Origin of the sequence: Burkholderia sp. LA-2-3-30-S1-D2, assembly GCF_001523915.2 — a bacterium.
GTDB classification, from domain to species: domain Bacteria; phylum Pseudomonadota; class Gammaproteobacteria; order Burkholderiales; family Burkholderiaceae; genus Burkholderia; species Burkholderia diffusa.
In genome coordinates, this window is the sequence record NZ_CP013384.1 from 2,348,241 (window position 1) to 2,361,125 (window position 12,885).

At 67.2% G+C, this 12,885-nt stretch carries 8 protein-coding genes; 6 read left to right on the plus strand and 2 right to left on the minus strand.

The window, feature by feature from the left end; all coding sequences use genetic code 11:
- Positions 1 to 404: 404 nt before the first annotated feature.
- From WS66_RS23705 to WS66_RS23725, 5 genes are all read left to right on the plus strand, one after another.
- Entirely contained in the window at positions 405 to 1,229 is an 825-nt protein-coding gene (locus tag WS66_RS23705; protein WP_059603383.1) for an IclR family transcriptional regulator, read from the plus strand.
- 251 nt (positions 1,230 to 1,480) lie between these two features.
- Positions 1,481 to 2,854, plus strand: coding sequence for an MdtA/MuxA family multidrug efflux RND transporter periplasmic adaptor subunit (locus WS66_RS23710; RefSeq protein ID WP_059603380.1), 1,374 nt, complete (start codon positions 1,481 to 1,483; stop codon positions 2,852 to 2,854).
- Positions 2,855 to 2,869: 15 nt separating this feature from the next.
- Entirely contained in the window at positions 2,870 to 5,989 is a 3,120-nt protein-coding gene (locus WS66_RS23715; RefSeq protein ID WP_059603377.1) for an MdtB/MuxB family multidrug efflux RND transporter permease subunit, read from the plus strand.
- A 3-nt stretch (positions 5,990 to 5,992) separates the two neighbouring features.
- Positions 5,993 to 9,301: an efflux RND transporter permease subunit gene (locus WS66_RS23720; protein ID WP_059603374.1), complete on the plus strand. Its 3,309-nt coding sequence runs from the start codon at positions 5,993 to 5,995 to the stop codon at positions 9,299 to 9,301.
- Between the two features lie 94 nt (positions 9,302 to 9,395).
- A complete protein-coding gene (locus WS66_RS23725) occupies positions 9,396 to 9,779 on the plus strand; it encodes a VOC family protein (protein ID WP_059603371.1) in 384 nt (127 codons plus the stop codon).
- A 122-nt stretch (positions 9,780 to 9,901) separates the two neighbouring features.
- Here WS66_RS23725 and WS66_RS23730 read toward each other — a convergent pair whose 3' ends face one another.
- Positions 9,902 to 11,338, minus strand: a complete 1,437-nt coding sequence (locus WS66_RS23730; RefSeq protein ID WP_059603369.1) for an NYN domain-containing protein — start codon at positions 11,336 to 11,338, stop codon at positions 9,902 to 9,904.
- Positions 11,339 to 11,592: 254 nt separating this feature from the next.
- On the opposite strand from WS66_RS23730, the gene WS66_RS23735 reads away from it, so the two are divergent.
- Complete coding sequence (locus WS66_RS23735) at positions 11,593 to 12,222, plus strand: NAD(P)H-binding protein (RefSeq protein ID WP_059603366.1); 630 nt, start codon at positions 11,593 to 11,595, stop codon at positions 12,220 to 12,222.
- Positions 12,223 to 12,312: 90 nt separating this feature from the next.
- Here the strand turns inward: WS66_RS23735 and WS66_RS23740 are convergent, their stop codons facing one another.
- Complete coding sequence (locus WS66_RS23740; protein ID WP_059603363.1) at positions 12,313 to 12,864, minus strand: peroxiredoxin; 552 nt, start codon at positions 12,862 to 12,864, stop codon at positions 12,313 to 12,315.
- Positions 12,865 to 12,885 lie beyond the last annotated feature (21 nt).

Consider the following 12,885-nt stretch of genomic DNA (forward strand, 5'->3'; position numbering starts at 1 on the left):
CGGGCGATTTCAGCGATCGGGGGATAATACGGACGTGACGCGTCCGGCGGACGGGCAAAAAAAAGCGCCACGGAGACCGTGGCGCTAAAAAAGTTCTAGCCATTCCGAGGGCCGTGCTAGAACCTGAGAGACTGCGCGAAACACCGTTGCCGGTTAAACTCCTGAAACGATGTTTCGAAAACGTGAGACATTCTTTCCGTTTCCGCCCGACAAGTCAAGCGGTATTTGCACCGGTTTGTTCGCTTTCCGGCAATGCTCATTTGAGCGCTTTCCTAATAAACCAAGGGTGAACCCGTAAAATCTCATCCGATGAACGATTCACCCATGGAACATGCATCTTTTGACAATCATCCTACAATACCAACAAAATTGAAATCGAGTTTCGGAAATAGAGAGAATCCCTCGTGTCGACACCTGTAACGCCTCCCGCGCCCCGAGACCGCGAATCGTCGCCGGACGAGATCACCGCGCTCGCGCGCGGCCTCGCCGTGCTGCGGCGCATCGCGGCCGCCGACGCCCCGGTCAGCAACCGCGAGCTCACCGAATTGACGGGCATCCCGAAGCCGACCGTGTCACGCATCACGGCGACCCTCGTCAGCGCCGGCTTCCTGTTCCAGTTGCCCGACAGCGAGCGCTTCGTGCTGACCGCGTCGGTCCTGGAGCTGAGCCACGGCTTCCTGCGCAACTTCGACATCCGCGCGCGCTCGCGGCCATTCATGATCGAACTCGCCGAGCGCACGTCGCTGTCGGTGCACCTCGCGGTGCGCGACCGGCTCGACATGGTCGCGATCGACGTGATCCGGCCGCGCTCGGCCGTGCTCGTCACGCGCCTCGAGATCGGCTCGCGGATGGACATCGCACGCACCGCGGTCGGCCGCGCGTATCTCGCGGCACTGGAGGACGACGAGCGCCGCGTACTGCTCGACGCGCTGCGCGCGACGGCCGGCGATGACTGGCCGCACGTATCGGCGCGCCTGACCCCCGGTCTCGAGGACGCGATGCGCGCGGGCCATGCGATCGCGATCGGCGAATGGCGTGAAGGGCTGAACGCGGTCGCGGCCGGTTTCGTCGGCCCGTCGGGCCAGCGCTATTCGGTGAACTGCGGCGGCGCATCCAGTCAGTGCCCGCCCGAATGGCTGCAGGAACACGTGGTGCCCGCGTTGCACGAATGCATCGCGAAAATCACCCGCGAGATCGGCGGCGCGCCAGCCCGGCGCAGCGCCGTGTAATCGGTCCGTCATCGTCCTGTCGCCTTATGTAACGACCGTAACCCGTTGAAAGATAGACGACTGGACTGTAACGGGGACGGGACGTAGCATCATGCCCATCGTCGCGCCGCATCCGCGGCGCGCACCGCTCTTTTCTTTTTCCCGCGCGGACCGGAAGGGCCCGGACCGAGCCGGCCCTCCGGCACCGCATGCCCACGCGCCACCCCAGGCCCGTCTCCCGGCCCGCCGCGCCGTCTTCCTGACAGAACACGATGGACAACCAACAAAAGCCCACGCCCCCTTCGAAGGATCCCGCCTCCCCCGCCGCGCGCCGCCCGCGCCGCACGCTGGTGATCGGGACGCTCGCGGTCGTCGTCATCGGCGGCTTGCTGTGGTGGCACCCGTGGAGCCGTACGCAGGCGGACGCGTCGGCGGCAGGCAACGCGGCCTCCGGCGCGAGCGCCGGCGGCAGTGGCGGCCATCGCGGCCGCGGCGGCCCCGCCGCCATGGCGAACGTTCCGCAGCCCGTATCGGTCGCGACCGCGACGCAGGGCGAGATGCCGATCGTGCTGTCCGCGCTCGGCACCGTGACGCCGCTCGCGAGCGTGACTGTCAAGACGCAGTTGTCGGGTTATCTGCAGTCGGTCGCGTTCCGGGAAGGCCAGATCGTCAAGAAGGGCGACCTGCTCGCGCAGATCGACCCGCGCCCGTACCAGGTCGCGCTCGAGAATGCCGAAGGCACGCACGCGCGCGACTCGGCGCTGCTCGCGACGGCCCGCATCGACCTGAAGCGCTACCAGACGCTGCTGTCACAGGACTCGATCGCGTCGCAGACGGTCGACACCCAGGCGTCACTCGTCAAGCAATACGAAGGAACGGTGAAGACCGACCAGGCAGCGATCGACTCCGCGAAACTGAACCTCACGTACGCGCGCATCACGGCGCCCGTGTCGGGCCGCGTCGGCCTGCGCCAGGTCGACCCCGGCAACTACGTGACTGCGGGCGACACGAACGGGATCGTCGTGATCACGCAACTGCAGCCGATGAGCGTGATCTTCACGACCTCGGAGGACAACCTGCCTCAGATCGTCAAGCAGGTGAACGCGGGCCAGAAACTGTCGGTCACCGCTTACAATCGCAACAACACCGTGCCGCTCGAGACGGGTTCGCTCGAAACGCTCGACAACCAGATCGACACGAGCACCGGCACAGTCAAGCTGCGCGCGACCTTCGACAACAAGGAAGGCTTGCTGTTTCCGAATCAGTTCGTGAACACGCGGCTGCTGGTCGACGTGATGCGCAATGCGACGATCGTGCCGACGGCCGCCGTGCTGACGGGCTCGATCGGCCAGTTCGTGTACATCGTGAAACCCGACAACACGGTGACGGTGCGCAAGGTCAAGGTCGGCCCGGTCGACGGCGAGCGCACGAGCATCGTCAGCGGCGTCGCGATCGGCGAGCGCGTGGTCACCGACGGCTCCGACCGGCTGCGCGAAGGCGCGAAGATCACGATCCCGGCCGACAAGCCGAAAGGCGCGTCGGGCGCGCATGGCGCCGGCGCGGCGTCCGGCGCATCGGGTGCGGCCGCCCACCGCGGCGGACACAAGCACGACGCGTCGCAGGCTGCGGCCCCCGCGGCCCAGTAACGCGCGGGCCGCTCGATGAATCCGTCCCGCCTCTTCATTCTCCGGCCTGTCGGCACCGCCCTCCTGATGGCGGCGATCATGCTGGCCGGCCTCGTCGCGCTGCGCTTCCTGCCGCTCGCCGCGCTGCCCGAAGTCGACTACCCGACGATCCAGGTCCAGACCTTCTATCCGGGCGCGAGCCCGGAGGTGATGACGTCGTCGGTCACCGCGCCGCTGGAGCGGCAGTTCGGCCAGATGCCGTCGCTGAACCAGATGTCGTCGCAAAGCTCGGCCGGCGCGTCGGTGATCACGCTGCAGTTCTCGCTCGACCTGCCGCTCGACATCGCCGAACAGGAAGTGCAGGCCGCGATCAACGCGGCCGGCAACCTGCTGCCGTCCGATCTGCCCGCCCCGCCGATCTACGCGAAGGTCAACCCGGCCGACGCGCCGGTGCTGACGCTGGCCATCACGTCGAAGACCTTGCCGCTCACGCAGGTGCAGGACCTGACCGACACGCGCCTCGCGATGAAGATCTCGCAGATCGCGGGTGTCGGCCTCGTCAGCCTGTCGGGCGGCAACCGGCCGGCCGTGCGGATCCAGGCGAACCCGACCGCGCTCGCGCAGTACGGGATGAACCTCGACGACCTGCGCACGACGATCTCGAACCTGAACGTGAACACGCCGAAAGGCAACTTCGACGGCCCGACGCGCGCGTACACGATCAACGCGAACGACCAGCTCACCAGCGCCGATCAATACAACGACGCGGTCGTCGCCTACAAGAGCGGCCGTCCGGTGATGCTGACCGACGTCGCGAAGGTCGTCGCCGGCTCGGAGAACACCAAGCTCGGCGCGTGGGTGAACTCGGAGCCCGCGATCATCCTGAACGTGCAGCGCCAGCCGGGCGCGAACGTGATCGCGACCGTCGACGCGATCAAGGCGCAACTGCCGAAGCTGCAGGAGACGCTGCCCGCCGCGCTCGACGTGCAGATCGTCACCGACCGCACGACGATGATCCGCGCCGCCGTGCGCGACGTGCAGTTCGAGCTGCTGCTCGCGGTCGGGCTCGTCGTACTGGTGATGTACCTGTTCCTCGCGAACGTCTACGCGACGATCATCCCGAGCCTGTCGGTGCCGCTGTCGCTGATCGGCACGCTCGCGGTGATGTACATGGCCGGCTTCTCGCTGAACAACCTGTCGCTGATGGCGCTCACCATCGCGACCGGCTTCGTCGTCGACGACGCGATCGTGATGATCGAGAACATCGCGCGCTACGTCGAGGAAGGCGATTCGGGGCTCGAGGCCGCGCTGAAGGGCTCGCGGCAGATCGGCTTCACGATCATATCGTTGACGGTGTCGCTGATCGCGGTGCTGATCCCGCTGCTGTTCATGGGCGACGTGGTCGGCCGGCTGTTTCACGAGTTCGCGATCACACTCGCAGTGACGATCGTGATCTCGGCGATCGTGTCGCTCACGCTCGTGCCGATGATGTGCGCGAAGCTGCTGCGTCACTCGCCGCCGCCCGAAAGCCACCGCTTCGAGGCGCGCGTGCACCGCGCGATCGACTGGGTGATCGCGCGCTACGCGGTCGCGCTCGAATGGGTGCTGAACCGCCAGCGCTCGACGCTCGTCGTCGCGCTGCTGACGCTCGGGCTCACCGCCCTGCTCTACGTGTACGTGCCGAAAGGCTTCTTCCCCGCGCAGGATACCGGCGTGATCCAGGCGATCACGCAGGCGCCGCAGTCGATCTCGTACGGCGCGATGGCCGAACGCCAGCAGGCGCTCGCGGCCGAGATCCTGAAGGATCCGAACGTCGAAAGCCTCACGTCGTTCATCGGCGTCGACGGCAGCAACATCACGCTGAACAGCGGCCGGATGCTGATCAACCTGAAGGCGCGCGACGAGCGCGCCGAGTCGGCCGCGCAGATCATCCGCAACCTGCAGCAGCGTGTCGCGAACGTGACCGGCATCACGCTCTTCATGCAGTCGGTGCAGGACCTGACGATCGACTCGACCGTGAGCCCGACGCAGTACCAGTTCATGCTGACGAGCCCGAACCCGGACGAGTTCGCGACCTGGGTGCCGAAGCTCGTCACGCGGCTGCAGAAGGAGCCGTCGCTCGCCGACGTCGCGACCAACCTGCAGAGCAACGGCCAGTCGGTCTACATCGAGATCGACCGCGCGAGTGCCGCGCGCTTCGGCATCACGCCGGCGACCGTCGACAACGCGCTGTACGACGCGTTCGGCCAGCGCATCGTGTCGACCATCTTCACGCAGTCGAACCAGTACCGCGTGATTCTCGAGTCGGAGCCGAAGGAGCAGCATTACGCCGAATCGCTGAACGACATCTACCTGCCGTCAGCGGGTGGCGGCCAGGTGCCGCTGTCGTCGATCGCGTCGTTCCATGAACGGCCGTCGCCGCTGCTCGTCGCGCACCTGTCGCAGTTCCCGTCGACGACGGTCTCGTTCAACCTCGCACCGGGCGCGTCGCTCGGCGAAGCCGTGAAGGCGATCGACGCCGCCGAGAAGGACATCGGCCTGCCCGGCTCGTTCCAGACGCGCCTCCAGGGCGCGGCGCTCGCGTTCCAGGCATCGCTGTCGAACCAGCTGCTCCTGATCCTCGCGGCGGTCGTCACGATGTACATCGTGCTCGGCGTGCTATACGAGAGCTACATCCATCCGATCACGATCCTGTCGACGCTGCCGTCGGCCGGCGTCGGCGCGCTGCTCGCGCTGATGATCACCGGGCACGACCTCGACATCATCGGGATCATCGGGATCGTGCTGCTGATCGGCATCGTGAAGAAGAACGCGATCATGATGATCGACTTCGCGCTCGAGGCCGAGCGCGTCGAAGGCAAACCGCCGCGTGAGGCGATCTACCAGGCGTGCCTGCTGCGCTTCCGGCCGATCCTGATGACGACGCTCGCCGCGCTGCTCGGCGCGGTGCCGCTGATCGTCGGCGCCGGCGCGGGCTCCGAGCTGCGCCAGCCGCTCGGGATCGCGATCGCGGGCGGCCTGATCGTGTCGCAGGTGCTGACGCTGTTCACGACGCCGGTGATCTACCTCGGCTTCGACAGCCTCGCACGGCGCGTGCGCGGCTGGTTCGAACGGCACGGCCCCGGCCGCGACACCGGCAAGCACACGGGCGCATAAGCGATGAACCTGTCGCGTCCCTTCATCACCCGCCCGGTCGCGACGACGCTGCTCGCGCTCGGCGTCGCGCTCGCGGGCCTGTTCGCGTTCATCAAGCTGCCGGTGTCGCCGCTGCCGCAGGTCGACTTCCCGACCATCTTGGTGCAGGCGTCGCTGCCCGGCGCGAGTCCCGAGACGGTCGCGACCAGCGTGACGAGCCCGCTCGAGCGGCACCTCGGCTCGATCGCCGACGTCAGCGAAATGACGTCGACCAGCACCGTCGGCAACGCACGGATCATCCTGCAGTTCGGGCTGAACCGCGACATCGACGGCGCCGCGCGCGACGTGCAGGCCGCAATCAACGCGGCGCGCGCCGACCTGCCCGCATCACTGAAAAGCAACCCGACGTACCGCAAGGTCAACCCGGCCGATTCGCCGATCATGGTCGTGTCGCTGACATCGGAAACGTCGTCGCCCGCGAAGCTGTACGACGCCGCGTCGACGGTGCTGCAGCAGTCGCTGTCGCAGATCGACGGGGTCGGCCAGGTGTCGGTGAGCGGCTCCGCGAACCCGGCCGTGCGTGTCGAGCTCGAACCTCACGCGCTGTTCCACTACGGAATCGGCCTCGAGGACGTGCGGGCCGCGCTCGCGTCCGCGAACGCGAACAGCCCGAAAGGCGCGATCGAGTTCGGCCCGAAGCACTACCAGCTCTATACGAACGACCAGGCCTCGCAGGCGTCGCAGTACAGCGACCTGGTCGTCGCCTACCGCAACGGCGCGGGCGTGCGGCTGTCCGACCTGTCCGAGGTCGTCGACGGCGTCGAGGACCTGCGCAACCTGGGCCTGTCGAACGGCAAGCGCGCGGTGCTCGTGATCCTCTACCGCTCGCCCGGCGCGAATATCATCGAGACGATCGACCGCGTGCGCGCGGCGCTGCCGCAGCTCACCGCGTCGCTGCCGGCCGACATCACGGTGACGCCGGTGCTCGACCGTTCGACGACGATCCGCGCGTCGCTGAAGGACACCGAACACACGCTGCTGATCGCGGTGAGCCTCGTCGTGATGGTCGTGTTCCTGTTCCTGCGCAACTGGCGCGCGACGCTGATTCCGAGCGTCGCGGTGCCGATCTCGATCATCGGCACGTTCGGCGCGATGTACCTGCTCGGCTTCTCGATCGACAACCTGTCGCTGATGGCGCTGATCGTCGCGACCGGCTTCGTCGTCGACGATGCGATCGTCGTGCTCGAGAACATCACGCGTCACATCGAGAACGGCAAGCCGCGGCTGCAGGCTGCGTTCGACGGCGCGCGCGAGGTCGGCTTCACCGTGCTGTCGATGAGCATTTCGCTCGTCGCGGTGTTCCTGCCGATCCTGCTGATGGGTGGCATCGTCGGGCGCCTGTTCCGCGAATTCGCGTTGACGCTGTCGCTCGCGATCGGCGTGTCGCTCGCCGTTTCGCTGACCGTCACGCCGATGATGTGCGCGCGGCTGCTGCGCGAGTCGCACGAGGTGCAGGAGGAAGGCCGCCTCGGCCGGTTCCTCGAGCGCTTCTTCACGCGGATGCAGCGCGGCTACGAGCGCACGCTGTCGTGGGCGCTGCGCCGTCCGCTGCTGGTCCTGCTGATCCTGTTCGCGACGATCGGCCTGAACGTCTACCTGTACATCGTCGTGCCGAAGGGCTTCTTTCCGCAGCAGGACACCGGGCTGATGATCGGCGGCATCCAGGCCGACCAGTCGACGTCGTTCCAGGCGATGAAGCTGAAGTTCTCCGAGATGATGCGGATCGTGCAGGCGAACCCGAACGTGAAGAGCGTCGCGGGCTTCACCGGCGGCACGCAGACCAACTCGGGCTTCATGTTCGTCACGCTGAAGGACCGCACCGAGCGCAAGCTGTCGGCCGACCAGGTGATCCACCAGCTGCGCAAGCCGCTCGCGGACGTCGCGGGTGCGCGCACGTTCCTGCAGGCCGCGCAGGACATCCGCGTCGGCGGCCGGCAGAGCAATGCGCAGTACCAGTTCACGCTGCTCGGCGATTCGAGCGCCGAGCTGTACAAGTGGGGGCCGCTGCTGACCGAGGCGCTGCAGAAGCGCGCCGAGCTGACCGACGTGAACTCCGACCAGCAGCAAGGCGGCCTCGAAGCGATGGTGACGATCGACCGCGCAACTGCCGCGCGGCTCGGCATCAAGCCCGCACAGATCGACAACACGCTGTACGACGCGTTCGGCCAACGCCAGGTCTCGACGATCTACAACCCGCTGAACCAGTACCACGTCGTGATGGAAGTCGCGCCGAAATACTGGCAGAGCCCGGAGATGCTGAACCAGGTGTGGATCAGCACGTCGGGAGGCAGCGCGAACGGCTCGCAGACGACCAACGCCGCGGCCGGTACCTTCGTCGCGACCTCGGCCGGCACGTCGAGCGCCGGGACGGCCGCCACCAGCGCCGCGGCGATCGCGTCCGATTCCGCGCGCAACCAGGCGCTGAACTCGATCGCGTCGAGCGGCAAGTCGAGCGCGTCGTCGGGCGCGGCGGTGTCGACGTCGAAGTCGACGATGATTCCGCTTTCCGCGATCGCGACCTTCGGCCCTAGCACGACGCCGCTGTCGGTCAACCACCAGGGGCTGTTCGTCGCGACGACGATCTCGTTCAACCTGCCGCCGGGCGTGTCGCTGTCTCAGGCGACCCAGGTGATCTACCAGACGATGGCGCAGATCGGCGTGCCGCCGACGATCGTCGGCAGCTTCCAGGGCACCGCACAGGCGTTCCAGCAGTCGCTGAACAACCAGCCGATCCTGATTCTCGCGGCACTCCTGGCCGTCTACATCGTGCTCGGGATCCTGTACGAGAGCTACATCCACCCGATCACGATCCTGTCGACACTGCCGTCGGCCGGCGTGGGCGCCCTGCTCGCGCTGCTGCTGTTCAAGACCGAGTTCAGCATCATCGCGCTGATCGGCGTGATCCTGCTGATCGGTATCGTGAAGAAGAACGCGATCATGATGGTCGACTTCGCGATCGACCAGACGCGCAACGGCAACAAGTCGTCGTTCGATGCGATCCACGAGGCGTGCCTGCTGCGCTTCCGGCCGATCATGATGACGACGATGGCGGCGCTCCTCGGCGCGCTGCCGCTCGCGTTCGGCCACGGCGACGGCGCGGAGCTGCGCGCGCCGCTCGGGATCGCGATCGCCGGCGGCCTGATCATGTCGCAGGTGCTGACGCTCTATACGACGCCGGTGGTCTACCTGTACATGGACCGGTTCCGCGTGTGGGGCGAGAAGCGCCGCAACCGCCGCGGCAATTCGGGCGGACCGGCGGTGGCGGGCGAGTAAGCGGGTAACGGCACGAGCGACGGGCTTGCACACCGGCCGCAATCGGCTATCGTGTGTCCATGCCCATCCTCGCGCCCCGTTCCGGGGACCCGTCATGAACGTCCAACTGAACCATACGATCGTCTGGTGCCGCGACAAGCATGCGTCGAGCCGCTTTCTCGCCGAGCTTCTCGAACTGCCGGCGCCGACGCCATTCGGCGCGATGCTGGTCGTCCAGCTCGACAACGGCGTGTCGCTCGATTTCTACGAGAAGGCGGGAGACATCACGGCGCAGCACTATGCATTTCTGACCGACGAGGCCGGCTTCGATCGCGTGTATGCGCGCATTCGCGAGCGAGGGCTGCCGCACTGGGCCGATCCGGCCAAGCGGCAGCCCGATGACATCTACCGCCATAACGGCGGCCGCGGCGTATATTTCGACGATCCTGACGGTCACTTCCTCGAAGTGATGACCCAGCCGTATGTGCTGAACGGATAACGGAACGCATCGGCCGGCGTTGCGCCGGCCGACGTGACGGCACGAGCGACGGGCACCCGGCGCCCGGCCGAGGGTGGCGGGTCGCGCCGTCGCGTCGGACAGCGGCCCCCACCCTGCCACCGTTACTCGGCGGCAGCCGCCGTCTTGCGCGGACGACGTGCGCGGGTCGCCGTCTTGCGAGCCGGCTTCTTCGGCTTGGTGCCGGTGGCTGCTTCACCAACCGCTTCCCCGGCCGGCTCGGCCACCGGTACGGCCGGTGCTGCGTCGTGCGACGGCTGCGCGGCGGGTGCCCCCGCGACGTAGTCGTCGGCCGTCGGCGCCGCATGCTGCGCCGCAACGTGGCGGTCGTCGCCATGCTCCGCGTCGCGATGTGCCGCTTCGGCGTGCTTGCCGTCCGCGCGCGCGTCGCCACCGTGCTTCGCGGCGGCGCCCTTCTTCGCACCGGCCTTCTTCGCCGCGCTCTTGCGCGCGCGCTTGCGGCCATCCTTCGCGTCACCGTGCGTCTCGACCGCTTCGGTCACTTCGGCTGCTTCGGCCGGCACACTCGCCGCCGCGCTCGTCACGTCGACGATCGCCTCCTCCACATCGACCTGCTCGCGTTCAGGCGAGGCCGCTTCCGCGCGCTGCCCGCGACGTCGCGACCCGCGCTCGGCCGGTGCCGGCTCCGCGTGGCGTCCGCCGTGACCGTGGTGCGCGCCGCCCGTATCGCGGTGCGCCATCACCGGTTCGGCCACGGCCGGCTGACGCGGCCGCGACACGAACGCGCCCGACTTGTCGTCGCGGCCCACTTCGAGCAGGCCGCGCGCCTGCGCTTCGTCGAGCAGGTTGCCAAACGCGCGGAAACCGTAATACGACTCGTTGAAGTCCGGCTTGCGGCGCTTGATCGCGCTCTTGAGCACCGACGCCCAGATCTTGCCGACGTCGTCGCGCTCCGATGCCAGCGCATCGAACGTCTCGACCGCGAGCGCGATTGCCTCGCTGCGGCGCGCTTCCAGCTCCGGCTTGCGCGACGGCTCGTCGGGCCGCTTCGCGCCGCCGTTGCCCGCGCGCTGCTGTTCGCGCTTCGCCAGCGCGCGCTGCTGCTCGCGCACCAGGTCGTCGTAGAAAATGAATTCGTCGCAGTTCGCGACCAGCAGGTCCGACGTCGACTTCTTCACGCCGACCCCGATCACCTTCTTCGCGTTCTCGCGCAGCTTCGACACGAGCGGCGAGAAATCCGAGTCGCCGCTGATGATCACGAACGTGTCGACGTGCGACTTCGTGTAGCAGAGGTCGAGCGCGTCCACGACGAGCCGGATGTCGGCCGAATTCTTGCCCGACTGGCGCACGTGCGGAATCTCGATCAGTTCGAAGCTCGCCTCGTGCATCGACGCCTTGAAGCCCTTGTAGCGCTCCCAGTCGCAATACGCCTTCTTCACGACGATGCTGCCTTTCAGCAGCAGCCGCTCCAGCACGGGCTTGATGTCGAATTTCTCGTACTTCGCGTCGCGCACGCCGAGCGCGACGTTCTCGAAGTCGCAGAACACGGCCATGCTGACGTTGTCCAGGGGTAATGCCATGTGTACTCCAACCGGTTGGTCGCCGCGTTGTATTGCGTAGCGGCGAAGAATGCATCGCGCACATGATAGCCGGTCGGCGGGTCGATTCCGCCATCCATGCGCGCGACCGCGCGGATAACGGGTTGCGGCGCCGGCCGTTACGGAGTGGTGCAGCCCCAATTACCCGCGCGCCGCCGCCCCAAATCGACATACACTTGAGTATCGGTCGTCCGTCCCTATCTGGGAGGATGACGCATCGCGCAAGGAGCGGTTTCATGACGACGAAGGTATTGCTGATTGGCGCGACCGGCCGCACCGGTCGGGCCTGCGCGGATCTGCTGCTCGAGCAGCCGGAATTCGAGGTGACTGCGCTGGTGCGCCGGCGTGGCTATGCGCTGCCGGGCGCGAAGGTCGTCGAGGCCGATCTGACGGGCGATTTCTCGCACGCGTTCCAGGGCATCTCGCACGTGATCTACGCGGCCGGCTCGGCGGAATCGGAAGGCGCCGCCGAAGAGGAGCAGATCGACCGCGACGCGGTCGCGCGCACGGCCGAGCATGCGCTCGCCTACAACGTACAGAAGCTGGTCGTGATCAGTTCGCTGAGCGCCTACTGGCCGGAGCGCAGCGGCGACGCGCTGCGCCACTACTCGCAGATGAAGCGCGAAGGCGACGAGCGCGTGATCGCGTCGGGTATCGATTACGTGATCCTGCGCCCCGGCCCGCTCGCGGACGGGCCAGGCGTCGGCAAGATCGCGCTGACCGAGGAACCACTCGACTCGGCGCCGCCGGTGTCGCGCCAGGATGTCGCATGGGCCGCGATCGAGGCGATCAAGCTCGGCATTTCACGCAAGGTCGTCGGCTTCGTCGGCGGCAGCGTGCCGATCGAACAGGCGTTGCGCGCGTAACACATGCCCGGGCCGCCACTGGGCGGCGCATTTCGTCGTGCCGGCGGCCCGCGATGCGGGCCGCTTGACTGCGCGCTTGCTGCCTCCGGCTTACTGCTTCGGATGCGCGTCGGCCCACGCCTTCACCGCGCCGAGCGTGTTCTCGACGTGCTTGTCGGGCGACAGGCTCGTGTATTCGTACAGCACCTTCCGCTCCGGTGAAATCACGTAGGACACGCGGTTCGCACGATCGAGCGCGGGCAGCTTCGCGTCGTATTCGCGGATGATCTTCGCGTCCGGATCGGCCGCGACCGGGAACTTGCTGCGGCACTCGCTCACCGAAAACTTCGTCAGCGTGTCGATGTTGTCCGCGGATACGCCGATTACCGTCGCGCCGTAAGCCTTGTAACGATCGACCGCGTCCGCGAACGCATGTGCCTCGATGGTGCAACCCTTCGTGAACGCCGCCGGGTAGAAGTACAGCACGACCGGCCCGTGCTTCAGCGCATCGGCCAGCGAGTACGCGTAGGTCTTGCCGCCCAGCGACGCCTGCGTCGTGAAGTCGGGCGCCGTGTCGCCGGGCTTCAGTTGCGCCTGCGCAACCAGCGCATGGCCGGCCACCATCAGCGCCGCCGCGGCGCCCACCAACAGTTTTCGCTTCATCTGCGTCCTCATTTCTTATAA